We start from the raw sequence: 25156 nt of genomic DNA, 5'->3' as shown, positions 1-25156 counted from the left end.
AAAAGTGCAGGCATCCATCGGGATGCTTGCAGGGTGAAAAGTTACTCTTCGTAGCCGAGGCTGAATTGCAGCTGGTTGACCTTCTTCTGCAACGTTTTCAGCTCTTGCTGCTTGGCCGCCAGCGTCGCGGGCGTTGATTTGGTCGTTGGCGCCGCTTGCGAAGCCTTGAGCTGCTTCTCGAGGTCGGCAATCTGCTTCTGCACCTGGGCTTCATTGCCACGCCGGGCCTTGAGCGAGGTCAGCAGTTGCGCCAGCGACTGATTCAACGCCGCCTGGGCTTTCTGCTGGCTGGCCAGATCGGTCTTGGTGCTGAGCTGCTGGGCCTGAATGTTCTCGTACACCTGGCGGAACATTGCGTTTTGTTGCCGGGACTCGCTCAGTGCCAGTTCCTTCTGCTTGACCTGATCGCTGTAACCACCGGAGTAGTCGCAGTTCATCTTGGTCAGCATGCTGCTGTCGCGATTGGTCGCATCGCATTCGCCGGGCTGGCTCGCGCAACCGCTCAGGGCCAGGACGGCAGTGATGAGCATCAGTTGTCTTGGCGTCATAGGCTTAACCCAGGGTGATTGCGGAGCGTTGGCTGTACAGAGCGTCGACTTCCTTCTGCAGGCTGACGACTTTCTGGTTCATTCTTTGAATGTTCATCTCCACTTGCCTGATCTCGGCGCTGGAGCCTTGTGAACGCTCGGCGTCTGCCACTTTGCTGTACTCGGTGACTTTGGTACGCATGTTGGCCAGGTCTTTACGCAGGCGCGCGATGTCCGAATCGATCCCGGCGATTTGCGCCTGGGCCCTGCTCTTGTCGACTTTCTTGTTGGCAATGTCCTTTTTGATCTGGGCAATTTGCGCATGGTCATCATTGATCACTTGCTGAGCGGTCGCAGTCCGGGCGATCACGTTCTGCGTGTCTTGCTGGACGTCGCTGTTCATCTTCGCCAGGCGGGTGGAGGTGTCGGCGTATTCGGCGCGACGTTGATCCAGGTAATAGTTCGCGCCCATGGCCACGCCACACGCGGTAATACCGGCGGCGATGACGCACACGGTTTTGTTGTTGCTGTTGGACAGCGCGCAAGCGAGGATGCCGACACCGGCGCCGACGGCGCAGGCCTGGTATCCGGACTTGCTGAAGAACTCTGCGTCATTGCCCTGGGTCAGGCGCGGGTCGGCACCGCCGCCTTCGCCGTCGTCCAGCATGGAGCTGCCGGTGTTGGCGCAACCGGTCATTAGCAGGCTGCCGGCGACTACGAAAGCGATCTGTAGCTTGAAGCGAGTCCAAAGGCTGCGCGACATGGTGAAACTCCTACGTAACGGTGTTGACGCATTGTTATTGAGTGACGGTTTTGCAGCTGGTCAGCCAGGCTTCAGTGTCGATTTTCTGCTTTTGCAGGAACGCCTTCTGATTGGCCCAGTGGGTGCGCAAGTAAGGTTTGAGGTCTTGCAGCTGTTTGTTGCGGGTGATGATTTCTTCCATCACCGGGACTTGCGTTTCAAGCAGTGGCTGGCCGTACAAGGTAGCCGATTCCACCAGGCTGCTGGCGTAGTAACGGCTGAGTTTGTGCAGGCGATCCTTTTGCTCCTCGAGCTTGCCTTTACGCATGTCGCAACTGGCGTCTTTGTCCGCGCCTTCGCAATTGAGCTTGTAGTTCTTTTGCAGGAAGTCCACGTACTGGCCGTCGTCGAGCATCTTGGTGCACAGGAACGCACCCAGGTTGAGGCTGGCGCGGATCGCCTGATCGCGGGTTTCTTCCTGCTGCTGATTGCTGGCGCGCAGCTGGTTCTCCAGGGCCTGGAGCTTTTCCTTGAGCGCTTTGTCTTCGACGCCCGAGGCGAGGCTGTTCAGCGATTGTACGGTGCCTTTGTCGGCGGATTCGGTTTCCTTGCTGCCGGTGCCGAGTTTCTTCCAGCTGCTTTCGATGCTGGCGACCCGTTCGCGAGAGGTGAGGGTCGGGGAGACCAGCACCAGTCGCAGGCCGGTGGTCTTGTTTTTCACCTGGCCTTCGGCATTGTAATACGGCTCTTCCTTACGCAATGCAGTACGCAGGTCGGCCTGCGCGGTCAGGTAGTTTCCGCCACGGACGACGTAGCCACCGGCCTGACCGTGTTGGCGGTCGAGTTTGTTCAGGCGAAACGGCTCGAACATCATTTCGTCGACGTTACCGAGCATGTCATGCAGGCCCAGCGGGTTGGGCTTTTGCAGACCGGTCAATTGCACTTTGCCGTTGGACGATTGCGCCCCGGCGAACCACTCGTAGGCGTTGATGCCTTCTGGCATCGGGTAGTGCGTGTCGCGGAATTCAGCGGCACCGACTTCCAGCCCGCCGCGGGCGGCGAACTCCCATTCGACTTCGGTTGGCAGGCGCAGGAAACCCTGGGCGCCGTCTTCCTTGGGCAGCTTGCCGGCGGCGTTTTTGCGCAGCCACAGGTTGTATTTGTCGGCGGCCTCAATGGCTTGCACCCAGCTCACTGCCGTTTGCGGCAAGCGCATCTTGGTGGCGGCGGCGGGGCAGGTTGCTTCGGTCAGCGCGGCGTATTGCAGTTGACTCATCTCGTACTTGGCCATCAGGTAGTAGCGGGACTTGTCGTTCTTGGCCCCGGTAAAACTGCCGGCGATAAAGGTCGGGCGGGTCTGCTCGACATAGCCGTATTCCGCGCCGTCCTGACCGATGCTGATCGGGTAGTCATCCAAGGGACCTGCGACCGGAATGAACACCTTGCGAAACACCATCGAGCCTTCGCAGGGCATCGGCAGCACGACGTCGCCAGCCTCGGGCATTGGGTTGTAATACTTCTCTTCCCAGCCCGCCGCCGAGGCATCGAGCAAGTAGCCGAGGCTCAGGGGTAACAGCAAGCCAAAACGTTTATAGCTCACGCAGACTCTCCGCAGGTTGGATGTTGATGGCTCGCAGGGCGCCGATCATAGCCACCAATGCAGCGACCAGGAAGGTCAGGAGCAGGGCGGCAACGCCGTGCCAGACAGTGATGTGGCAAACGAAGGTACCGGTGGTCTGGCTGCTGCCGAGCAGGTAGTCGAACAAATGACTGCCCACGGCATAAAACCCCAGCCCGCCCACGTAGCCGGCCAGACTCAGCACCAGCGCTTGCAGGACTACGAAACCGCCGACAGCCCTGCGTTTGAAACCCAGCAGGCGCAGGACCGCCAGGCTTTTGCGTTTACGATCGATGTTGGCCAGGAACGCGCCGACCATCGACGCTACGCAGCCGATCAGCGCCGCCATGGCGATCACACCGAAGATCAGCCCCAGCACATGGTTGATGGCCTTGACGTTGTCGATGTCGGCCAGTCGGCTCGACGTTTCGATGTGTTGTTCGTTGAGCCAGTGTTCCAGCGGCGCGACCTGATCGATGTCGCGCGCATACACGCGGGCGCGGGCATACAGCGGTTGTAGATTACCCTGAGGCTTGCCGGTGGTAACGCCGAACTCACTGACCTGATAACCGTCGCGAAAGCGCTCCAGATCCAGCAGCAGCGGCGGGGCGACAAACCCGGCAGCGCGACCGAAGCGGGCGCCGTCGAGCACGGCCAGTACCGTCAGCGCCATCTCGCCGCGTTCATTGACACCTTCCAGGCGGCGCAAGGCCCGCAGTTGCACGCTGTCGCCGGCCTTGGCCTGCAAGCGTTGCGCTGCGCTGGCGCTGAGGATCACTTGATTGCCGACGGGGTTGAGTGACGCCAGGTTCAGTTGTGGGTCGCCCGGCTCGGTGGCGATGATTTCCGCACCTTCGACAAACCGTTGCATGCCGATCAGCAGGTCAGCCTGGGTATTGAGCGAGCGAGTCTGGCCGAGGGCAAAACCGGTCTCGGGGCGCAGGCGCAAACGCTCGATCCAGGCCGTGTCGTAGTTGCCGTTGCTGAGCATCTTCACTTCAAGGTTGCGCGGGTCGCGTAGCAGTTCGTCCTGCAGTTGGCTGACCACCCCGTGTTTGAGCCCGAACAGCAACAACAACGGCGCGATCACCGCCACCAGGGAGGCGGCGATGCACAGCGAGACCTTGCGGTCGTGCCAGAGGTCTTGCAGTGCCAGTGAGCCCAGCAGGTGCAAGCGATCAGTCCATCGGTTCAAACAGAGTCTCTCCCTGATGGCTGATAGCGCCGAGTCGCGGCAAGCCGAAATTTTTCAGCAAGGTCCAGTCATGGGATACAACGAGTGCACTCAGGCCCATGCCCGACACCAGGCTCAGGAGCAACTCGAACAAACGCCGGGCGCTGTGAGGGTCGAGCGCGGCGGTCGGCTCGTCGGCCAACAGCAGCAGCGGTTCATGGGCAATTGCCCGAACGCAGGCAACGCGCTGGCGTTCGCCGATCGACAAGGCCTGAGGTTGTTTATCCAGCAACCCTTGCAGGCGCAACACGTCAACGGCGTGGTCGATGTGATCGCTTTTTGCGGGCATCCCGAGCAAACGGCGCGGCAGGCTGATGTTGTCCCGCACGCTCAGGAACGGCAGCAAACCGCCGCTCTGCAAAATGAATCCCAAATGCCGTGAACGCACCGCTGCAAGAGCAGGCTGGTCGTCAGTGGCCAGCAGTTGGGCGATATCCTGAGCGTGCGTCGGGCCCAGCCGGAAGCGCTCGAGTTCCACCGGCGCGAGCAACAGGCCGATGGCTTCGAGCAACGTGCTTTTGCCACTGCCGCTCTCGCCGGTGATGGCGAGGATTTCCCCGGCACCGATCCGCAAGTGCGGCAGTCGCACGTGATGGGCCTGTGCGCCTTCACCACGGCGCACCAGCAGGTTCTTGATATCGAGCATGGGCGTCTCGTTAAGGCATCATTTCCAGAGGCACGGGGTAGACGTTGTCCCGCGCATCGCTGTCTTTGGCTAAAGCTACCCAACGGTCGACATCGGCGTTGTAACGCTGGTAATGCCGCAGTTTGGTGTTCAGCGTGCGGATGAATTTCTCTTGTGCCAGACCATCCCAGCTCTTCCAGGTCTCTTCATCCAGGTTCAGCACTTCACTCTGATAAGGCAGGTCTTCGAGGTATTCACCGAGGACGCCCATGTCCGCCAGTTTGGCGTTGCTGTTCTGTTTGAGCTGATTGGGATCGGCGCCCATGGTCGCCGCCACCGAACGCAGGCGATCGAACATTTCCGTCGGCGAAATCAGGCCTTCGTTGGCGGCATCGAGAATCTGCTTCATCACGTCGCTCAAGTCGCTGAGCTGTGACTTGGTCAACAGCACCCGCACGTCGGTGGTCGGGATGTTCTGCTTGATCAGGTCGCGGTCGGTGATCCATGCCTTGAACACTGGCGGGGCTTTGCTGTTGGTCTTCTCGCCGAGATAGGCGAGTTGCATGGCGTGGCCGATCAGCGCTGCGTCTTCGAGCATTTTTTTCTCGGCCGGGTCCTGCTTGGCGTTCGCCGCACTGCCGATGGCGTCTTCGCCCATGTAGGCGGCTTTGACTTGTGTAGTGATCGCCCCGGCCAGTGCGTCGACCTTGCGCCCGAATTCCTGCACATCGCCAGCGTTCACCGGGTAATACAGCGAGGTGTTGGTGCCCGGGTAGGTCGACAGGTTCTGGTACTGCGCCTCGGCCTTGGCGTGGTCCTTGGCTCCGGCCGGGGTTTTCAGGTGCAGGGTGTAAATCGCCACGCCCGGGTTGGCGGCTTCGATACGCACCTGTGTAGCGCTCAAGCCGGTCTTCGACAGCTTGTCTTCGCCTTCGATGGCGCCCGCATCGGTGATCAGCACCACATAGCGTGCGCCGAACTGGCTCCAGTCGACTTTGTCGATGCTCTCCATGACGCCGGCAAACGAGTCTTCATCGAAGCTGCTGCTCGACACGGTGGCCTGCTTGAGGTCTTTGATCCTGGCGAAAAAGTCGGCGCTGTCTTTCACCTGCGTCGGGTCGGCGTACATCTTGGTGGTGTATTCCAGCCCCGGCACCGCCTGGGTGTTTGAGCGGAAAGCCACCAGGCCGAACTTGACCTGTTTGCCGAGATTCTGCGCTTCGATCTTCTGGTAAACCTTGCGGATCGCTTCGCGGGTGCGGTCGATGTAGGGGTCCATCGAGATCGTCGAGTCGATGACAAATACCACGGCCGCGCTGAATTCCTTCAGCTGGTTGGCCTTTTTCTCTTCGGCTTCCTTGCTGCCGGCAGCGCTGTTTGCAGCACCGCCCTTGGCGTTCTTGTCATCCGGCTTGCTGACGGAGGCGACGTTGAGCAGGCGCGTGCGGAAACCGCTTTCGGTCATGACTTCTTCGCCACTGAGCACCGGCAGCAGGTAGAACTGCTTTTGCAGGTCGACGAAGTATTCAGGTTCTTCAGCCAGTACGCCCGGTGCTTGCTGGCCCTTTTTCAGCGTGGCCCGCAGCGGCGCGACTTTGCTGACCGGGTCCGGTGCATCAAGAATGCCTTCGACGGTGGCGCGGTCCTTGAAGAACAGCAGCCGGTCGCGGTTGGCCGGATTGGTGAAGGCCAGCGTCAGCTGCATCTTCCAGTCGGTGGTGCAGCTGGCAGGCAGCCAGCCAATGGTTTTGCCGTAGCTGTCGGGGCCGACTTTCAGCCACTCGGCGTTGTTCGCTTGGGCGCGCTCGTACACATAAAAGCGGCTGAAGACCGGTTGTGCGTCGCCTGCCGCACCGCCCGCCGTCGGGCTGACTTTGCAGCCCGGCGTGGTCAGCACGCGTTGGAACAGGGTCTTTTTACCGGCCTGGATCAGCGGTTTGTCATCGGCCTGGGACAGCGGGCTGATGCACAGCGCCAGTAATGCGGCACCGCTCAGCAGGAATCGACTCAGGGGCGAACGCATCACTTCTGCAACTCCTCGAAGCGCTGCTTGGCTTCGGCGTTGTTCGGGTCCTGGGTGAGGATGGTTTCATACCAGTAGGCGGCGGTGGCGTTGTCCGCGGCCGGGAAACACTCACTGGCCTTCAGGTATTTAGGGTCGTATTCGCGGGCATAGGCGTTGGCGATCAGCGCGTCACCGGCCTGGGCACGGTTGGCGTACAAGCGCTGGGCGACGCCGCAGTGCTTGCCGGCCTTGGCCTGGTTGATGATCTCCAGCAACCTGGCACTGTCGGGTGCCGCCTTGATGCAGGTCTGGACGAAGGTCAACTCGGGCAGGCTGTTCATGCTGTCGAGGGTGCAGGCTTGAGCGTCGGCGCTGGCGGGTACGGCGGCAGTGGCTGCAACCGCAGGGGCCGGGGGACGTTTGTAGAACCAGAACCCTGCGCCCGCCGCCAGCAGCAACACCACAATCAACAGGCCGATCAGGCCTTTGTTGCTTTTCTTCACCGGTGCGGGAGGCGGCGCGTAGGCGGGCTCGGTGAGCACTGACTCCAACTCCACTTCTGGCTCGGCGGTGGACAGGGTCAGTTCAGGCAGCTCCGGGATCTCAGGGCTCTCCGGTGCCGGTGCGCTCGGCGCCGTCAGTTCGGCACCGCCGTAAGTCGAGCGTGTCTGGCCGCCGGCCGTGGACGGCAGCAAGCCGACGCCTGGCCGAACCACGCCTTTGTCGGCGTGGCCTTGGCTCTGTTCGCGCAGTTCGATCTGGAATTGCGAGTTGGCGCCGCCTTCCAGCAGCGGGTCGACCACGCGCGGGCCGACCTGCGTTTCCAAAGCTTCGCCGTTGGCCGTGAGGTTGAAACGCGAGACCTTGAACCAGAATGGATTGTTGCTCCAGACCTTGTGGTCCTGAAGGTAAAAACCGTCCTGGTTGCGCTGAATGGAAAACTCCAGCTGTTCCTCGCCACCCTGCCATTTCTTCACGGTGAGGCGGGCCTGGCCAGGCACATTGGGCTCTAACGCGAGCAGGTCGACACGAATTGGCATTGCTTATCTCGCTGCGAAGGCTGTGAGCACTTGGCCCAGCCGTTCGTTCTGTTCAGGGGTTATTTCACGTCCGGCACCATGGCCGGCATTGTCCTGCGTGATGTAGGCCAGGCCCGAAAGCCAGTCGCCTAGATACCGTTGCGCCTGATTGGACGGTTGCGCCGGCAGTACGGGCACTTGTCCGGGGCCAATGTCGGTGTAGAACGAAAACAAAGGCGCCTTGGCACCGGCGCGGCTGTTCGGACGCTCGCTCACCGGCTTCTGGAGGTAGCCGAACCAGGACACGAAATCGCGCAGCACGCGCTGCACTTCCAGTACCTGGCGTTCGACCAGTTGATCGCGCCGCGCGCCACTTTGTGCACGCTTGAGGACGGCGCGGCTCAGTTGCCCCGGCAAGTCCTGGCGATAGCCGGCGGTGATCAGTTCATCGACCACCGCTTCCAGCAAGGCCTTTTCCAGCCCCAGCAGGTTGAGCAGGCTTTGCCGGGTGGTCAGTTCACGCAGGTGCGCGATCCAGGCCTTGAAGGCCGCTTTGGCAAAACGGTGCTCGTTGCTTTGCAGTTCCGGCGCCGGGGTGGCGGTTTTGCTGCTGACCGGCACGTCTTGGCTCAGGTCGTCACTGAAGTCGAAATCGAAACCGGCGTCGTTGCCGTACAAGCTCTGGCTCGGTGTCGGGGTGGCCGGTTCGTCGTTCACGGCCGGCTCGTCATCGGTTTCGTACACGCCGCTGAGGTACAGGTCGCGCACCTCTTCGCTCGGCATGTCGAGTTGATCGATCAATTCGCCAAGCACCGCCGGGCGACGGCCCAGGCCCGTCAGAATCATTTGCGCCTTGGCTTTCTTGGCGGCTGCGGCGCCGTCGTCGTCAGCGTGGTACCAGGTGCTCAGGCCGTGAGTGGTCAGGCCTTCGAGGCATTCGCTCAATTGCTCGCGGATACGCTGCAATTTGAATTCGATATTGGCCACGCCTTTGAAACTGCCGCTGAAGTGGCTGATGCCACCGTCATCGTTGCGCAGCATTTCTGTCCAGGCGTTGACCGGGTTCTTGATGTGTTTGCACACCAGAGCGTTGCTGGCGAAGCTGGTGCCCAGCGCACTGACACGTTCCTGATAGATGGCATTGAGGCCGGTTTCCGCACCGGTCGCGTCTTGCCCGATGAATGCCGCGTCCATACGCGGTTTGCGCACCAGGTAGGTGTTCTGGAACGGTGTGCCAGCCCAGTCGTTCATCCAGCTCAGGCTGCCGAAGCGCTCCAGCATGGTCAGCTTGACCATGCCGTTCCAGCTCTCGTCGTACTGATCAGGCGTCAGGCTCAGGGAGTTGGTGATGCGCAGGTCGAGCATGGTCAGCGCCCAGATCAGGCCGGTATCGCGCTTGCTGCGAGCGGCCGAGTCGGCGCCCTGGGTTTTTTCGATCCAGCGGGTCAGCACCGGGCCCACGTCGTTGACGTCGCTCTGCTTGGTCGAACTGGTGCAGACCACCAGTGCGTTCATTTCCTGGTTGTCGGTGTAGCGTTCGAACAGGTAGGCGACCTTGCCGCGCAGGATCAGCTGGGAAACGGAGTTGTCCTTGGCGGTCGATTGCGGGTCGTTGGAATCGGCGATCTCGTGCAGTTTCTGGCGCCCGCGATAACCGGGGAAATCCAGCAGGTCGACCTGATTGACGATGTCATCCACTGGCGCTTCGATCAGGCGGAAGGTCATTTCGGCAGTCAGTGCCGCCAGTTGCGCGACCGCGATCGCCTGACTGTTTTGCAGGCGATCGCCAACCAGCGGTCGAACATCGATCGGCAAGTCCAGCGGGCTGCCGAAGCGTTCGAGGATGTCGACGTTCATGATGCTGTCGCGCTGGCTGTAGGTGTCGTTGTCGAAACTCACCAAGGCCTTCAACGGTGCGAACACGGTCTCGGGCAGACCCAGCTTGTGCAGCGCGCCGGCCAGTTGCTGGTACACGCGCGTCAACTCGCTTTGCTCACCCCAGAGGATCGAAAACAGCTCGGCCCGTTCCTGGAAATTCAGGCGTGGCGCCAGTTGCAATGCTTTGGGCCAGTACAGGTGCTCAAGCTTCTTCACCGAGTTGCGGAAGTTGTCGCGCAGGTAATCCCACAGCGACACCAGATCGTCGGCGTTGACGCCCGTTTGCAGCGGGCCGGTTTCGCGGCCTTCGAACGGTTTGAGCACGCGCTGGATGCGTTCTTCATCGATCTCGTAGGAAATCCGCTCAAGGTCGAAATCCTTGAACCAGGCGTTGGCGAGAATCTTCGCCAGTTCGATTTCCTTGAACAGCGTGAGTTCTACCGGGAAGTCATTGTCCTGACTTACCGTCGCCCGACGGCTGAAGCGAGTTACCAGGCCGGTGGCTTCCTTGCCGCCACCCACCGGGTTGATGTGCTTGATGAAGTCCAGGCGATGGCTGCCGAACTCGGTTTCCAGCTTGCCGTTCTGACCGGCGGCGAGGGCCGAAATCAGGTAGGACTTGCCGGCCTGGGACAAGCCGAAAAAGCCAATGGTCATCGGCGTGCAGGCCACGCGACCGAGGCTTTGGGCCAGGTTGCGGGCGCGGTGCAGGCGGATGTTCAGGTTGTCGGCTTCGCTGTCCAGGCGCGGCGCATTGCCACGCGTCTGGCCAATCCAGTCCAGCGCCTGACCGGCGCCTTCATAAACAGCGGCCCAATTGGCAGAGAGCTGAGTTTGATCGGGGGTCAGGTCATTCATTTGCGTTTCACACTTCCACTGTCGAGCCAGTACTTGGTCTCGCTCAGGCCGGCGTCGAGCATGGTGTTGAGTTCCAGCTCGAGGTCGCTGCGCGGGTTGAAGTTGACGTTGTTACTGTTGGATTCGATATCGCGAACCGAGAGGCGGTCGCTGACCAGATCTTGCTTGCGCGTGTATTTGTCCGCCGGTTTGACCTCGAACCGCACCTTGAGCAGCGGCGCGCTGCCGTCTTCACCGATTGCCCGGGAAAACTTCTCCCGACCCGCCTTGGTGAACCGCAAGGTATACAACGGCGAAGCGGCCCAGCGGTCAGCGGCCAACTGGCGGAAACCGAGGCGCAGATCGCCGCGCATTTCCAGCTGTGGCGTGTCCGCGGCGTCGCCAACGCCAATTTCCGGCAGCTTGATTTTGTAGTCTTCGGACTGGATGTCGCGGTACAGCACGTCGGCATCCTTGATCACGTTGTTCAGGTCGATGACGCCGATGTGCTTGACCGTCGAATACGGCTTGAGCGCCGATGCCCGGAAGTAGAAATTCGGCACGCTGTGGTTGGCGCACAACAGGCAGAGCATGGCGCCGACCGAGGCGGTGCTTTTCGGGTCGTCGATCCGGCCGTTCCTGTGAAACGGATACCAGCCGCCGGTGCGGTAGTTTTGCAGCGCCAGAATACGCCCCGGTGGCAGTGGCAACACCTTGCGAATGAACGCCTGGATGCCGGGAAGGCGCGAAGGGCGGCCGGTCAGCAGCAAGACATCACACGGGTAATGCGCGACCACTTCACACAGCGCACCAAGGATCTTGGTGATGTTGATCTGGTCGTTGAGGAACGCGGCATGCAGCTTTTGCAGGTCGAAGCTGATCGGCGCGGCATACAGGTCGAAACCGCTCTGAGCGCCGACATCGCGACGCACGGCGACATTGACGTAGTCGAGCACGGTCTGGCTGATTGCGTTGTCACCGAGCAGTTGGCGGTAGCTTTGCGGGATGACTTCTTGCGGAACCTGCGGATCGTAATGCTCGTACGCCTTGAGTAGCGCCAGGCCCAGCGGGGCGAACACCTGGAGGTTCAATTGCTGACGCAGGATCATGTCCTGGGCACTGACCGATTCATCGCCACACAGCCGTGACATCAGTGAGTTCGGGGCTTTCACGCCGGCGTTCTGCAAGGCTTTTTCGAAACTCGGCAGGATGAAGTCCTGAATCACGTCCAGCAGGATGTCGTCGCCGGCCACCTTGAAACCATCGCGAAAACGCTGTTCGGGCACGATGTGCACGTTGCTGCCGCTGCCGGTATTGCCCGCGCGGTCGAGGCGATAGTCGGTGATCACCAGGTCGGTGGTGCCACCGCCAATGTCGATGGTCGCGAGGGTGATGCGTTGGCGGTCGGCTTTGTCCGGCCGGGCGATGGTGTCAAAAAACTCTTCCGGGTGACCGGCGAAGTTCTCGTTGACCTCGGTGTACAGGTACACCAACTGGCCGCAGGACGCTTCGTCCCATTCCACACGGATACTCGGGATCGGCGTGCGCGGGCTGACGGCCTGTTCCTGATGTGGATCTTCCTCGCCGGCATGCCAGCCGAGGCTTTTCCACACCAGGCCGATGGCTTGCAGCATGCGTTCGTTGAGGATGCTGCGCTCGGCCTGCGGCATGCCCGGCGGCACGGTCAGGGTAATGCTGTTGAGCTGGCGCGGCACGCGGGTGTGACCCTGGCGGGAGCGCTGGGCCGGGCTGTTGATTTGCGACAGCGCCTGGGCCAGCACTTCGGCGAGCATGAAGGTCATTAGCGAGCTGCGTGAATAACGCGGCATGAACACCGGCAGACGATCGTCTTCTTCGAGGCTGTATAGCGCCTCGCCGGTTTCGTTGATCAGGTGCGAGAACGGCGCGGCGGTGGCATACGGCTCGTTATCAGTCTTGATGTACGAGCAGTTGAAACGCCAGCCGTGGCCATAGGCGTTTTCGTCCCACAGATAGCGTTTCGGGCTGGACAGGCCAGTGGAGCCTTCGGTGCCGCGACGACGACTGGCCAGACGACTGGCCTCATTGCCGACGCGGGCAATCGTCGCCCACTGGAACGCATCGTGACGACCGCTCTTGACCGAGCAGTGGTCCTTGCCGAAGTACGCCTGGGAGAACTCCACGCGGCTTTCAAACGGCAGGTTATAGGTGTGTTCGGGGGTGATCAGGTCGCGCAGTTCCAGCACGTAGTTCTGCTTCAGCCCGGAGCCGGCCTGACCGTGGTTTTCGATCAGGATGCCGCAAGTGCGCGAGTTGCCGACGTCCAGCACCAGGTCCACCGGAATCGGTTTGACCAGGCCATTGCTGTCGTTGGCGACCACTTTCAGCTCGGGAATTTCAACTTTCGCCCGGGCTTTCGACTGCTGGGCGGCTGACGGTTTGCTCAACAGGCTGAGCAAGTTGAGGTAGTGCGCCAGGTGATGGTTGGCGCGGATGTCGATGTCCAGCTCTGCGCGCGAACGGTGGGCATTGCCCTCATTGAACACTTCCAGCAACCACTCGTTGACCCACGGCTGCGCCAGAAACCAGCGGGTTTCGCTAGCCTTGGTCGCCAGTTTGAAAGACACGCCGGAGCTGATGTCTTCTTCGTTTGGCGCCAGATATGCAGTGCCGTCACGCTTGGGCATCACACGGCTGTCGAACGCCATCGTCAGGCGGTGGGTGTTACCGTCGATGTCGGGAGTCGCCAGTTTCACCAGGCGCATGCGCGACCAGTTGGTCGGACCCTCGTCGAAGCGATGCGGCGGCATGAAGCGGAAAAACGGGGTCGGCAGCCAGATGCCGTCGAGCAAATCGAGGCTGCTTTTCATGTCGACGCTGAACGCAGGTTTGGCTTTTTCGACCTTTTCCGGTTCGGGCTCGTAGAAAAAGAAGTCTTTCTCTTCGTTGTACGCCAAGCGGCAGATCAGCCCGCTGATCATCGGTGCGAACTCGCCCGCCGGCTCCTTGCGGGGATCCAGGCGCAGGGCGAAATCCATGAACTGGATGCCGGTGTCGCTGACCAGCGTGACGGTGTCTTCGAATTGAGTGACTTCAGGCAACATGTCGGGTTATTCCGTTTTTATTCGGCCACTTGCCGCATGGACATGGGGAATTGTTCTTTTCCGTAACCGCCGGTGCAGTCCGCGACGGTGGTCGCCCCTTTGCGGCAGTTGACCTTGGGCATGTCGTAAGTGCTGCCATCGCCGCAAACGGCCTGGCCCTGGCTGTCGATGGCCAGGCTGCCACCCTTCATAGTAGCGCTCACCGGCCCGCTACATTTCGAGCCGTCGGCCTGGTGCACGGTGACTTGGCCCTTACCGTCCTTGAGCTGGTATTCCAGACGCAGCGGCTTGCCGGTCCGGCGGTCCTGTATCCCGGCGCCTGCGCTGTACTGACCATCGAGAAACCTGGCGGCACCGTCGGCGGCGTCTGGCGGGATGCTCAGGGGAGGGCCGGGTTTTGTGGCGGCGGATTTTTCTGCTTCGGGCGATGTGACATCCGGCGGCGCGGTTTTGTTTTCGGGGGGCGTGGTTTTGTTTTCGGCTGCCGGGTCTTTGGCCGGGTCTTTGGTCAAGTCGGCGGGTGCTGCGTCAGCCTCGTTGCCTTCGACTGCCGGCGCCTCCACGTCATGGGTTCCGGTCACGGCGGTACCGGTGCCGGTTGCAGTGCTGGAGCCTACAACGGTGCCTGTCACCGGGACGCCATTCAGCGTCGTGACATTGCCGGTCACTGGCGGCTCTTCCAGCTGTTTTTCCACCGGCACGAGGCCCTCGGGCAGCAGGTCTACCGCCACCAATGGAATCGGGACGCAACCGCGCAGGCCAAGCAACAGCCACAAAAGCAGCAGCAGGAGCGGCAGCAGCAACAGCCACCACCAGCGACGCCACCACGGACGAGCCACCACGGGCACGGCGGGCGCAACAACAGGCGCTTCGACCACGGGTGGCAGCGGCGCAACCTGATAGAGGCAGTGCAGGGGATCGCGATTGAGGTCGGTACCTGCGTGCTCGAAACCCCAAAAGGTCAGCACCGGTTTGCCTTGCACCAGGTACACGAAGTTTTCGTCAGGGATATGAATGACGCGCTTGAGCAACTTACCGAACACGGCTTTGTCGCCTTGCTGCTGTTCGCCGGAATCAGTACCCAGGAAACGCTGGCTCAATTCTTCGAGCGCGGTCTTCAGGGCTTCAAGCTGGCGGCGGGCAGGGGCGCGTTCTTCTTCGGTCGCGCTGCTCCACGGAATCACATCGCCGTCGAGGGCGCTGTACCAATCGATCTGGTTGCCGAGTTCATCGCTCTGAGGGATGGCCAGATGATCGACCAAATCGGGGTTCTTGCGGCGAATGGCTTCGCGCAATTGCAGGGCTGCCCGGTAGACCGGTTGACCTGTTTCGCCGAGTGCAGTGAATGACCCGCTCTTACCGCTGCGTAATAGTGCCCCGCGCATTCAAACTCCATACGATCCGTTGCGCAAAAATGACAGACAAATGTGTCTGTACTTGCTCCTGCATTTAGCGGGCGACCTTAATATCATCATGATATCACCGCCAAACTGCCGGAGGTTCAAACCTTATGAGACTAACGTAAGCATGCGGAGGTTGCATAAGGTCAATTTTAATTGGCTTGGGAAGGCTGGGGCGTAAGCTTTTTAAGCTTGCTGAATCGTTTCATCAGCGCTATAAAAAATGCACAACTCCAAGAAAGGCTTCCCCCATGACCTCGCTCAAACTCCTCGTTGTCCTTGGCGCGCTGTCCGCCTCCCACGCCATGGCCTGGGATTACGTCCTGCTCGACAGCGACAAAGCCGCGCAAAACTGGCAGATCACCAGCCAGCAACTCGGCATAAAAACCGACCAACCCTTCAGCGTCACCCTGCGCACCTTGCACGGCGGTCGGCAGGAGGGCGTCAGCATCGTCGACATCGATAACGGCACGATGAAACTCTCGGTAGTGCCGACTCGCGGCATGAACGTCTTGCAGGCCTCGGTCGGCAATGTGCGCATGGGCTGGGATTCGCCGGTCAAGGAAGTGGTCAATCCGTCCTTCATCGAACTCAATGGCCGCGGTGGTCTGGGCTGGCTGGAAGGTTTCAATGAGCTGGTCACCCGCTGCGGCTACGAATGGGTCGGCCACCCGGGCGTCGACAACGGTGAACTGCTGACTCTGCATGGCCGCGCCGCCAACATCCCCGCCAGCAAAGTCACCCTGCACATCGATGAAAAACCACCGTACGCCATCACCCTGCGCGGCGAACTGAAAGAGCAGGCGTTCAAGAAGGTCGACTTCTCCGTTGCGACCGAACTGGTCACCGAACCCGGCAGCGTAGTGTTCGCCCTCAACGACACCCTGACCAACAACGGCGACTATCCGAAGGAATACCAGGCGCTGTATCACAGTAACTTCAGCACCCCGTTCCTGGAGCAGGGCGCCCGTTTCGCCGCGCCGGTGAAACAGGTGTCGCCGTTCAACGACAAGGCCAAGGGCGATCTGCCCGACTGGCAAACCTACCGCGCACCGACCAAGGACTACGACGAGACGGTTTACAACGTGGTGCCGTATGCCGATGCCAAGGGCGATACATTGACCGTTCTGCATAACAAGGCCGGCAGCCTGGGTGTCTCGGTCGGCTTCAACACTCAGACACTGCCCGTGTTCTCCCTGTGGAAAAACACCGATACCCGAGGCCAGGGCTATGTCACGGGGCTGGAACCGGGAACAAGTTTTTCCTACAACCGCCGTTATCAGCGGCCACTGAGCCTGGTACCGACAATTGGGCCGAAGGAACACAAGCAGTTCCGCATCAGCTACAGCTTGTTGGCGGATAAGGCGGCTGTGGATAAGGCCTTGAAGCAGGTGAGCGAGATTCAGGGTGGGCGGGAGACTGAGGTGCGGCAGACGCCGTTGGTTGACCTCACCAAGGGGTGACGCTGACTAGAGTGTTGTCGGCCGATATTGCAGTGCCTCGGCCAAATGTTCGCGTCTGATCCCGTCGGCTTGTTCAAGGTCCGCCAGCGTGCGTGCGACCTTGAGCAGTCGATGGGCTGCTCGCAACGACAGAGTTAAACGCTCGCAGGCGGATTCCAGCCAGTTTTCATCGGCTGTGGATAACTTACAGTGCCGGCGTAGGCCTGGCAGGTCGAGGAAGGCATTCGCGCAACCTTGGCGTTTGTGTTGCCGCTCTCTTGCATCGGCAACCAGCTCGGCGGCGGTGGCTGTATCGTCGCCGGGCTTTAACGCAGGATTCAGCGCCGTGGCTTCGCGTGCAACCGTCAGGTGCAGATCGATGCGGTCCAGCAGCGGCCCCGACAGCTTGTTGCGATAGCGTTGAACCATGTCTGGCGTACAGGAGCAGCGGCCGCTCGGTTCGCCGAGATATCCACAGGGGCAAGGATTCATCGCTGCGACCAGTTGAAAGCGCGCCGGGAAGCGTACGCGGTCCTTGGCGCGGGAAATCACGATGTGGCCGGATTCCAGTGGCTCTCTCAACACCTCCAATACCTTGCGATCAAATTCCGGGAGCTCATCGAGGAACAGTACACCGTGGTGGGCGAGGGTGATTTCGCCCGGTTGTGGTTTCGAGCCGCCACCCACCAGTGCCGGGCCGGAGGCAGAGTGATGTGGCTGGCGAAACGGCCGCTGCGGCCAGTGGCTCAACGGCGAACAACTGACGACCGACTGAATCGCCGCCACTTCCAGCGCTTCGTTTTCGGCCAGCGGCGGCAGCAATCCCGGCAAGCGGCTCGCCAACAGGGTTTTCCCCGTTCCCGGCGGCCCGCTGAACAACAGGTTGTGAGCGCCAGCGGCAGCGATCAGCAGCGCACGCTTGGCCGCGAGTTGCCCCTGCACTTCATTCAAGTCGGGGTAGGGTTTACTGGCGTAGAGCAGGCCATTGGAGACATAAGGCTCAATCGGCGTATGCCCATTGAAATGCGCGACGGCCTCAAGCAGATGGTCCACGGCAATCACTTTCAGTCCAGAGGCAAGGCACGCTTCCTCGGCGTTCGCTCGCGGCACCATCAACCAGCGCCCGGCCTTGCGCGCCGCCAGCGCCGCTGGCAAAACCCCTCGAACCGCCCGCACGGCACCTGATAGCGCCAACTCCCCAAGGCATTCCGCATCATCGAGCGTCAACGTCGGCACCTGCACACTGGCTGAGAGAATTCCCAGGGCAATCGCCAGATCGAACCGCCCGCCATCCTTGGGTAAATCCGCCGGCGCCAGATTCAACGTGATCCGCCGCGCCGGAAATTGCAGCCCCGAATTGATGATCGCACTGCGCACCCGATCCTTGCTTTCCTTCACCGCCGCTTCAGGCAGCCCGACCATGGTCAGCGATGGCAAACCATTGGCCAGGTGGACCTCGACGGTAACAGCAGGCGCATCCACGCCAATCTGGGCGCGGCTGTGGACGATGGAGAGGGACATGGTCGTTCCTTGAGATGACGGGGGCCGCTTCCTGCGGGTTTTTGAAGGGTAGTCGGGGGAGGAGAATCTGGTGGGGTGGGTGAGGGGGCAAACTTTCGCTGGATGTTGCGGGTATGAAACAGGGAAGTTGTGAGGCGCCAAAAAAACACTATTCAGGCGTTTTTTGCAGGATTGGTTCCGGTTCTTCAGGCTTTTAATACAATGAGAATTGCCGCTTGTTTTTGTAGGACGGGACTGGATTTCGAAGGCTTTCTGAAGGGCGCAGGTAGTCCGATTCCTAAAGCTTTGAAAGGGAGGCCAATACTCAGAATGGTGCGTTTGCATTTGTGAACTCAGCTAATACACTCAAGTTTAATGCATAACGTTAAGCTTTAAATTATGATCGTTAGCTTTAAGTGTTCTGAAACCGAGTACCTGTTTCGCAACGGTAAGACCCGTATGTGGTCAGCCATTCTGGGTGTTGTGGAACGAAAGCTGACGATGCTGGATGGGGCTGCCGTATTGATGGACCTTCGATCACCACCGGGCATTCGACTGGAGGCGCTGGAAGGTAATCGAAAAGGTCAGCACAGCATTCGCATCAACGCTCAATGGCGAATTTGCTTTGCTTGGGGTCTTAACGGACCAGAGAATGTCGAAATCGTCGATTATCACTGAGGTGAGTAATGACTAAGAATGGTATGCGCCCGGTACATCCTGGCGAGATCCTCAAAGAGGAGTACCTGGAACCTCTGAGCCTGACGGCCACCGCTCTGGCCAGAGCGTTGAACGTGTCGACACCTACGGTGAACGATATTGTGCTCCAGCGTCGGGGGGTCAGTGCTGATATGGCGCTAAGGCTATCCATCTGTCTGGATACGACCCCGGAGTTTTGGCTGAATCTGCAATCGACTTATGATTTGCGCAAAGCTGAAATAGAACGAGGCGCAGCGATCCGGGATCAGGTTGAGCGGCTTGCGCACTGCGCCTGATTGTTTCTTCAGATTGATTGAACCCCACGCCAAGCACGTGGGTTTTTTTTGCTCTTCAGAATGTCTGGAGCATCCTTGAAGCTCTTTTCCACCAAGGCTGATTTACCGCATTTTGTGGCTGCTCGCCGCTTGGCAACAGCTGCGGCACATCCTGCAACCGTATCCACGGCTGATTATTCCAGTGCAACAAACTCAACGACATTTCCGGCCAGTTGAGCAGGCTCAGTTGTGGACGTTCGGTTGTGCTGGGGTGGTGGGCGTCTCGCAGGGCGGGGACGACTTCGTGGGTGAGCCATTCACGCAAGGCTCGGTATTCGGGGCAGTAGTGGTAGACCAGTAATGCGTAGACGCCGGATTCGCTGATCAGCAGGGTGTTTTCGATGTTGCCGTGGATGAGGGTTTTGGCGATTTGGTATTGGTCGGGATCGAGTTTTCGGAGTTGGCGGTCGTTGAGGTAGATGCGTAGTAGGCGGCCCAAGTCCCGGGCGCAGAACCAGGGTTGGTTTTGCAGGAGCAGGGCGTGGAGGTGGAGTTTGTGGCGGGTGAAGACGTGGGGGATTAGATAGTTTTCGTCCATGCGCAGTTCTCGGGATCAAATGAAGAAAACTGCCTCTGATCGTCGCCAAACAAAAAGGGTGGCAGCTATACGCGGGTTGGCGAACCGGTGCATCCCGAAACCGGCAGACCCGAAGGTCTCCCGCGCACAGCCGCCATAACTCGAGATTGGGATAATTCCCTCGTTCGAATGTGGTCGCGGTGTGTCGGGATTTTCCAGGTCGCCAAACCCAGTGCTGAACATTCAGCTGGGGATGAGCTTAGAGATTGGATACTCGACGACACAATCGGACGGCGGTGTGATTTTTGTAGGACGTTGCCGGGATTTTTGCGGGGCTTGGGATCTAAAGATCGCAGCCTGCGGCAGCTCCTACAAGTGAAGCTGAAGGTCGTGCCGACCTTCATTCGCGGGCAAGCCCGCTCCCACAGGGGCCGTGGTGTTATTCGGCTGGTGGGTTCAGTTTCGCTTCCAGCTCGGCGACTTTCGCTTCGAGGCTTTCGAGGCGGGCGCGGGTGCGTGCGAGTACGACCATCTGACTGTCGAATTCTTCGCGACTCACCAGGTCCAGTTTGCTGAAGGCGCTTTGCAGCAACATCTTGAACTGGCTTTCGATTTCAGCTTTCGGCAGAGGCGTGTCACCGCTGAAGAGGCGGGAGGCGGTGCCGGTCAGGGCGTCGAGGAAGTCTTTTGGCGCGAGCATGGTCAATGTCCTGGAAACAATGACGGGCAGTGTATCACGCAGTGTCTATAGTCATTTGCGCGGGCAAGGGGTGCACGCTTTTCGCGCATTGGGACAGACGGCGTTGCACCGTTGTTGTGCGTAACGTGCCGGGTGTTGTCGCGAAGTATCCACCATCCGCCGGTAATGGCTTGAAAACAGTCAGTTTTGTGGAGATGGCAAGCTTTCTGCTTAGATGCTGGTGACCCATGCACTGATGCAGTCGCTGTGACGAATGCAGTGCGCCAAACGGAACGCGGGGAGTGTTTCGCGAGGAGCGGTTAGCTGGCGTCGGACGGGCAGGTAAGGCCGACGATGCGTTACAAAGCCAGGCACTGCGCTTAGACTTGAGACGGGTTTGTTTTCCTGGGGCAAGTCCACCAATTCGGGAGAGAGTTTTCATGAAGCTAGTCACTGCCATCATCAAGCCGTTCAAGCTGGACGACGTACGCGAGTCGCTGTCCGAGATCGGCGTGCAGGGCATTACCGTCACTGAAGTCAAAGGCTTTGGTCGGCAGAAGGGTCACACCGAGCTGTATCGCGGCGCGGAATACGTGGTCGATTTCCTGCCCAAGGTGAAGATCGACGTCGCCATCGACGACAAGGATCTGGACCGGGTAATCGAGGCCATCACCAAGGCTGCCAACACCGGCAAGATCGGTGACGGCAAGATCTTCGTGGTCAATCTGGAACAGGCGATTCGCATCCGTACCGGCGAAACCGATACCGACGCAATTTAAGCCGCCACAAACCCAACGCCCCAGGAGAAAACAATATGACTCTGCGTAAATTCGCAGGGCTAGGAGCCCTGTTGTCCATCGTAATGCCCAGCCTTGCTTTGGCGGCAGACGAAGTGGCGGCCCCGGTCCTCAACTCCGGCGACACCGCCTGGATGATGACCTCTACAGCCCTGGTGCTGTTCATGACCATTCCCGGCCTTGCGCTGTTCTACGGCGGCATGGTTCGGTCGAAAAACATTCTTTCCGTGATGATGCAGTGCTTCGCCATTACCGGTCTGATCAGTGTCCTGTGGGTCATTTATGGCTACAGCATTGCGTTCGACACGACGGGCATGGAGCAGGGCGTCGTCAACTTCAACTCGTTCATCGGCGGCATGGGCAAGGCATTCCTCGCCGGCATCACGCCAGCCAGCCTGACCGGGCCTGCGGCGCTGTTTCCTGAGGCGGTGTTCGTCACCTTCCAGATGACTTTCGCCATCATCACCCCGGCGTTGATCGTCGGCGCCTTCGCCGAGCGGATGAAGTTCTCCGCAATGCTGGTGTTCATGGGCGTGTGGTTCACCCTGGTTTACGCGCCGATTGCGCACATGGTCTGGTCCGGTAACGGCGGCCTGTTGTGGGACTGGGGCGTTCTGGACTTCGCCGGCGGCACCGTGGTGCACATCAACGCCGGTGTGGCCGGTCTGGTTGCCTGCCTGGTGCTGGGCAAGCGCAAAGGCTTCCCGACTACGCCGATGGCGCCGCACAACCTCGGTTACACCTTGATGGGCGCGGCCATGCTGTGGGTCGGCTGGTTCGGTTTCAACGCCGGCTCCGCCGCTGCGGCCAACGGCACCGCCGGTATGGCCATGCTGGTGACGCAAATCGCTACCGCCGCTGCGGCACTGGGCTGGATGTTTGCCGAGTGGATCACCCACGGCAAACCTAGCGCACTGGGTATCGCTTCGGGCGTGGTTGCCGGTCTGGTGGCAATCACCCCGGCTGCCGGCACCGTTGGCCCGATGGGCGCGCTGGTAATCGGTCTGGCGGCAGGCGTGGTGTGCTTCTTCTGCGCCACCACCCTGAAGCGCAAGCTCGGCTATGACGACTCCCTGGACGCCTTCGGCGTGCACGGTATCGGCGGTATCCTCGGCGCAATCCTGACCGGTGTGTTCGCCGCACCGTCCCTGGGTGGCTTCGGCACCGTGACCGATATCGCCGCTCAAGTGTGGATTCAGTGCAAAGGCGTGGGCTTCACGGTGATCTACACCGCGATCGCCACATTCATCATCCTCAAGGTGCTGGATGCGGTCATGGGCCTGCGCATCAACGAAGAAGAAGAAGCGGTCGGCATCGATCTGGCGCTTCACAACGAACGCGGCTACAACTTGTAAGTACGCGTGTAAAAAACTTGCCCGGCTTGCCGGGCATTTTTTTGTCTGAAATTTGTCATTGAAGAGCGCGCTGAAAGGTTTTTTCCTACAGGTTTTGCGATGTTTGCGTCGGGTGTTTTTGTGCAGCCGAAGTCTTACAGGAATGAAGGAATATTAGGGCCTTTGTTTTTTCCCAGAGCGCGCTAGAATGCGCCCCGAACGTGCGGAGAACTGTATGTGGCAACAGACTCTGATTACCTTGCGGGCGAGGCCCCGGGGCTTTCATCTGGTAACGGACGAGTTACTCGCCGGCCTGCCTGAACTCAAGGCGTGTCGGGTCGGTCTGTTGCATTTGTGGCTGCAGCATACCTCGGCGTCGTTGACCATCAACGAGAACGCCGATCCGGCGGTACGTCGCGACTTCGAACGGTTTTTCAATCGTCTGATCCCACAAGGAACAGACGGCTATGAGCACAACGACGAAGGCCTGGACGACCTCCCGGCGCACTTCAAGGCCAGTGTACTTGGCTGTCAGCTCAGTTTGCCGATTTCGGCAGGCCGGCTGGCGTTGGGGACCTGGCAAGGCGTTTACCTGGGCGAGCACCGTGATCATGGCGGTGCCCGTAAAGTCCTCGCCACCGTGCACGGTGAAGAGGCATAACCGCTGGTCAGCGGCGGCTATTGATTTTTTTCCGGCAGCCTTCGACAGAGGGCAAAGCTGGGCTATAACTAATCTGCTTTTCGCAAGTCATGAGGTAGAACATGAGCGACGATGATCTGGAAAACGACGACCTCGAAGTAGGCGACGACGACGAAACCGAAGAAGGTCTGGAAGCAGCGGCGGAAGACGTCGCTGAAGACGACGGTGGTGATGCGCCGGTTCCGACCGCCAAAGGCAAGGCCAAGGCAGCGGTATCGGTCGATGAGCTGCCGAGTGTCGAAGCCAAGAACAAGGAACGCGACGCCCTGGCCAAGGCCATGGAAGAGTTCCTGGCCCGTGGTGGCAAGGTGCAGGAAGTGGAGGCCAATGTGGTCGCAGATCCTCCCAAGAAGCCTGACAACAAGTATGGCAGCCGGCCTATCTGAGCCTGCTACCCGCTTGCTGAAAAAGCCCGCCGTCGCTGCGGGCTTTTTCATGCCTGAAACAAAACTCTTGAGTTCGACACAACCCCATGTGGGAGCGGGCTTGCTCGCGAAGGGGTCGTATCAGTCAGCATGGATGTCGATTGGCGCACCGCTTTCGCGAGCAAGCCCGCTCCCACAGGGTATGTGCAGGATCTCAGGATCAGCGTTGGGTGTTCCACCGCGCCAACAACGCTGGCAACTCGGTCAGGCTGCGAATCTCGGCATCCGGCAGGCGTTCGGCTTCCCAGGTCTTGCCCGAGGGGTTGAACCAGATCGCACGCAATCCCGCTTGCTGCGCCCCGGCAATGTCATCACCTGGATGATCGCCGATGTGCACCGCGGTTTCAGCGGTTGCACCACCGCGTTGCAAGGCCTCATGAAACAGTCGCGCATCGGGTTTGGCGATGCCGATGTCTTCGGCGCACAACGCAAACTTGAAGTAGTCCGCCAGCCCCAGCCGACGCACATCGGCATTGCCGTTGGTGACTACGCCGAGGGCGTAATGGTTGGCGAGGATTTCCAGGGTCGGTTCAACCTCCGGAAACACATCGATCTGATGGCGAGCGTGCAGAAACACCTCAAAACTCTTGTCCGCCAGGTCCGACGCCTCGTCATGCCCGTAACCGGACTCTTCCAGCGCATGGAACAGCACCCGCCGACGCAGCGCGCTGATGCGGTGCTTGAGGCTTGGCTCGTTGCTCAATACTCGCTCGCGAATAGCCCAAAGATGCTCCACCGGCACTGCCCCCAGGTTGGGTGCGTGCTCGGTCAGCCATTCACGCAAAACGGCTTCGGCGCTGACGATGACCGGGGCGGTGTCCCACAGGGTGTCGTCGAGGTCGAAGGTGATCAACTGAATACTCATGAATCGTCGCCTTTCATGCGTTTGGCCCGTGGGTGGGCGCTGTCGTATACCGCTGCCAGATGCTGGAAGTCCAGGTGGGTGTAGATCTGCGTGGTCTTGATGTCCGAGTGGCCGAGCAGCTCCTGCACCGCGCGCAGGTCCTGGGAGGACTCCAGCAAGTGGCTGGCGAAGGAGTGCCGCAGCATGTGCGGGTGCAGGTTTTGCCCCAGTTCGCGCTCGCCGGCCGCCTTGACCCGCACCTGGATCGCCCGTGGACCGAGGCGCCGGCCTTGCTGGCTGACAAACACCGCATCGTCCGCCGGGTTGGCCATGGCTCGCAGGGGCAGCCACTGTTCCAGTGCCTCGCGGGCCTTTTTGCCTACCGGCAGCAGGCGGGTCTTGCTGCCTTTGCCGAGCACCTGGACCATGCCGTCTGCCAGGTCGAGTTGATCGAGATTGAGCCCCGTCAGCTCCGAAAGCCGCAGCCCGGAGGAGTAGAACAACTCCAGGATCGCTTGGTCCCGACGCGCCAGAAAGTCATCTTCAACCCCGCCTTCAAGCAGTTGCAGGGCGCGGTCGGTGTCGAGGGTTTTCGGCAGGCGGCGTTCGCCTTTGGGCGGTGCCAGGCCATTGGCCGGATCGTGGTCGCACAGGCCTTCGCGGTTCAGGTAGTGATAAAGCCCGCGAACGGCCGACAGCAATCGCGCCAGGCTGCGCGATGATTGACCCTGGGCGTGCAGGCGGGCAATCAGGCTGCGCAGGCGCTGGATGTCCAGCGCTGCCCAGCTGCCGATGTTCTGTTTGATGCACCAGCCCAGCACTTTATCGAGGTCGCGGCGATAGGCCGACAGCGTGTGCGGCGACACCTGCCGCTCACTGCGCAGGTGTTCGCAGTAAGCGTCCAGTTGCCGTTCCATGT

The 25156-nt window shown here is 60.3% G+C and carries 22 protein-coding genes; 7 read left to right on the top strand and 15 right to left on the bottom strand.

What is annotated here, in order from left to right; translation table 11 throughout:
• Positions 1 to 41: 41 nt before the first annotated feature.
• Genes AC06G5_RS29490 through AC06G5_RS29445 form a run of 10 tightly spaced genes read right to left on the bottom strand, consistent with a single transcriptional unit; the run spans position 42 to position 14953 of the window.
• Positions 42 to 548: a hypothetical protein gene (locus AC06G5_RS29490; protein ID WP_096513978.1), complete on the bottom strand. Its 507-nt coding sequence runs from the start codon at positions 546 to 548 to the stop codon at positions 42 to 44.
• A 4-nt stretch (positions 549 to 552) separates the two neighbouring features.
• Complete coding sequence (locus AC06G5_RS29485; RefSeq protein WP_413427669.1) at positions 553 to 1290, bottom strand: hypothetical protein; 738 nt, start codon at positions 1288 to 1290, stop codon at positions 553 to 555.
• Between the two features lie 34 nt (positions 1291 to 1324).
• The gene (locus tag AC06G5_RS29480; protein WP_413427668.1) at positions 1325 to 2869 is read right to left on the bottom strand and encodes an SUMF1/EgtB/PvdO family nonheme iron enzyme; all 1545 of its coding nucleotides are present in this window, start codon (positions 2867 to 2869) and stop codon (positions 1325 to 1327) included.
• Entirely contained in the window at positions 2859 to 4082 is a 1224-nt protein-coding gene (locus AC06G5_RS29475) for an ABC transporter permease (protein ID WP_413427667.1), read from the bottom strand. Before AC06G5_RS29475 ends, AC06G5_RS29480 begins: the two co-directional genes overlap by 11 nt.
• A complete protein-coding gene (locus tag AC06G5_RS29470) occupies positions 4066 to 4767 on the bottom strand; it encodes an ABC transporter ATP-binding protein (protein WP_413427666.1) in 702 nt (233 codons plus the stop codon). Before AC06G5_RS29470 ends, AC06G5_RS29475 begins: the two co-directional genes overlap by 17 nt.
• Positions 4768 to 4777: 10 nt before the next feature.
• A complete protein-coding gene (locus AC06G5_RS29465; protein WP_413427665.1) occupies positions 4778 to 6769 on the bottom strand; it encodes a vWA domain-containing protein in 1992 nt (663 codons plus the stop codon).
• Complete coding sequence (locus AC06G5_RS29460) at positions 6769 to 7791, bottom strand: hypothetical protein (protein WP_413427664.1); 1023 nt, start codon at positions 7789 to 7791, stop codon at positions 6769 to 6771. The genes AC06G5_RS29465 and AC06G5_RS29460 overlap by 1 nt, the downstream gene beginning before the upstream one ends.
• Before the next feature lie 3 nt (positions 7792 to 7794).
• On the bottom strand, positions 7795 to 10506 hold the full coding sequence (locus tag AC06G5_RS29455) for a putative virulence factor (RefSeq protein WP_413427663.1): 2712 nt from the start codon (positions 10504 to 10506) through the stop codon (positions 7795 to 7797).
• Complete coding sequence (locus AC06G5_RS29450) at positions 10503 to 13568, bottom strand: virulence factor SrfB (RefSeq protein WP_413427662.1); 3066 nt, start codon at positions 13566 to 13568, stop codon at positions 10503 to 10505. The genes AC06G5_RS29455 and AC06G5_RS29450 overlap by 4 nt, the downstream gene beginning before the upstream one ends.
• 17 nt (positions 13569 to 13585) lie before the next feature.
• On the bottom strand, positions 13586 to 14953 hold the full coding sequence (locus AC06G5_RS29445) for an SrfA family protein (RefSeq protein ID WP_413703818.1): 1368 nt from the start codon (positions 14951 to 14953) through the stop codon (positions 13586 to 13588).
• Positions 14954 to 15219: 266 nt separating this feature from the next.
• On the opposite strand from AC06G5_RS29445, the gene AC06G5_RS29440 reads away from it, so the two are divergent.
• Positions 15220 to 16431 carry an aldose 1-epimerase family protein gene (locus AC06G5_RS29440; RefSeq protein ID WP_413427660.1) on the top strand — a complete coding sequence of 404 codons (1212 nt, stop codon included), beginning with the start codon at positions 15220 to 15222 and terminating at the stop codon, positions 16429 to 16431.
• Between the two features lie 6 nt (positions 16432 to 16437).
• On the opposite strand, the gene AC06G5_RS29435 is transcribed toward AC06G5_RS29440, so the two are convergent.
• The gene (locus AC06G5_RS29435) at positions 16438 to 17931 is read right to left on the bottom strand and encodes a YifB family Mg chelatase-like AAA ATPase (RefSeq protein WP_413427659.1); all 1494 of its coding nucleotides are present in this window, start codon (positions 17929 to 17931) and stop codon (positions 16438 to 16440) included.
• A gap of 378 nt (positions 17932 to 18309) precedes the next feature.
• On the opposite strand from AC06G5_RS29435, the gene AC06G5_RS29430 reads away from it, so the two are divergent.
• Together AC06G5_RS29430 and AC06G5_RS29425 are read left to right on the top strand one after the other, a co-directional pair.
• Positions 18310 to 18588 carry a type II toxin-antitoxin system RelE/ParE family toxin gene (locus AC06G5_RS29430; RefSeq protein WP_480458694.1) on the top strand — a complete coding sequence of 93 codons (279 nt, stop codon included), beginning with the start codon at positions 18310 to 18312 and terminating at the stop codon, positions 18586 to 18588.
• Positions 18589 to 18596: 8 nt separating this feature from the next.
• Positions 18597 to 18902: a HigA family addiction module antitoxin gene (locus tag AC06G5_RS29425; protein ID WP_102669368.1), complete on the top strand. Its 306-nt coding sequence runs from the start codon at positions 18597 to 18599 to the stop codon at positions 18900 to 18902.
• 55 nt (positions 18903 to 18957) lie between these two features.
• Here the strand turns inward: AC06G5_RS29425 and AC06G5_RS29420 are convergent, their stop codons facing one another.
• On the bottom strand, positions 18958 to 19479 hold the full coding sequence (locus tag AC06G5_RS29420) for a BRO-N domain-containing protein (protein ID WP_480458692.1): 522 nt from the start codon (positions 19477 to 19479) through the stop codon (positions 18958 to 18960).
• Between the two features lie 418 nt (positions 19480 to 19897).
• On the bottom strand, positions 19898 to 20158 hold the full coding sequence (locus tag AC06G5_RS29415) for an accessory factor UbiK family protein (RefSeq protein ID WP_102669366.1): 261 nt from the start codon (positions 20156 to 20158) through the stop codon (positions 19898 to 19900).
• 419 nt (positions 20159 to 20577) lie between these two features.
• Between AC06G5_RS29415 and glnK the strand changes: the two genes are divergently transcribed.
• From glnK to sutA, 4 genes are all read left to right on the top strand, one after another.
• On the top strand, positions 20578 to 20916 hold the full coding sequence (gene glnK, locus AC06G5_RS29410) for a P-II family nitrogen regulator (protein WP_002555808.1): 339 nt from the start codon (positions 20578 to 20580) through the stop codon (positions 20914 to 20916).
• A 35-nt stretch (positions 20917 to 20951) separates the two neighbouring features.
• Positions 20952 to 22289: an ammonium transporter gene (locus AC06G5_RS29405; RefSeq protein WP_085716232.1), complete on the top strand. Its 1338-nt coding sequence runs from the start codon at positions 20952 to 20954 to the stop codon at positions 22287 to 22289.
• 214 nt (positions 22290 to 22503) lie between these two features.
• Positions 22504 to 22929 carry a secondary thiamine-phosphate synthase enzyme YjbQ gene (locus tag AC06G5_RS29400; protein WP_008015517.1) on the top strand — a complete coding sequence of 142 codons (426 nt, stop codon included), beginning with the start codon at positions 22504 to 22506 and terminating at the stop codon, positions 22927 to 22929.
• Between the two features lie 101 nt (positions 22930 to 23030).
• Positions 23031 to 23354, top strand: coding sequence for a transcriptional regulator SutA (gene sutA / locus AC06G5_RS29395; protein ID WP_007980816.1), 324 nt, complete (start codon positions 23031 to 23033; stop codon positions 23352 to 23354).
• A 199-nt stretch (positions 23355 to 23553) separates the two neighbouring features.
• On the opposite strand, the gene AC06G5_RS29390 is transcribed toward sutA, so the two are convergent.
• Together AC06G5_RS29390 and xerC are read right to left on the bottom strand one after the other, a co-directional pair.
• A complete protein-coding gene (locus tag AC06G5_RS29390; protein ID WP_413703821.1) occupies positions 23554 to 24258 on the bottom strand; it encodes an HAD family hydrolase in 705 nt (234 codons plus the stop codon).
• Positions 24255 to 25154, bottom strand: coding sequence for a tyrosine recombinase XerC (gene xerC, locus AC06G5_RS29385; protein WP_480458690.1), 900 nt, complete (start codon positions 25152 to 25154; stop codon positions 24255 to 24257). The genes AC06G5_RS29390 and xerC overlap by 4 nt, the downstream gene beginning before the upstream one ends.
• Positions 25155 to 25156 lie beyond the last annotated feature (2 nt).

The organism is Pseudomonas sp. WT-JTC, from assembly GCF_056711565.1.
The sequence above is the reverse complement of the archived record's forward strand: the minus strand, read 5'-3'. Positions and strand labels throughout refer to the sequence as shown.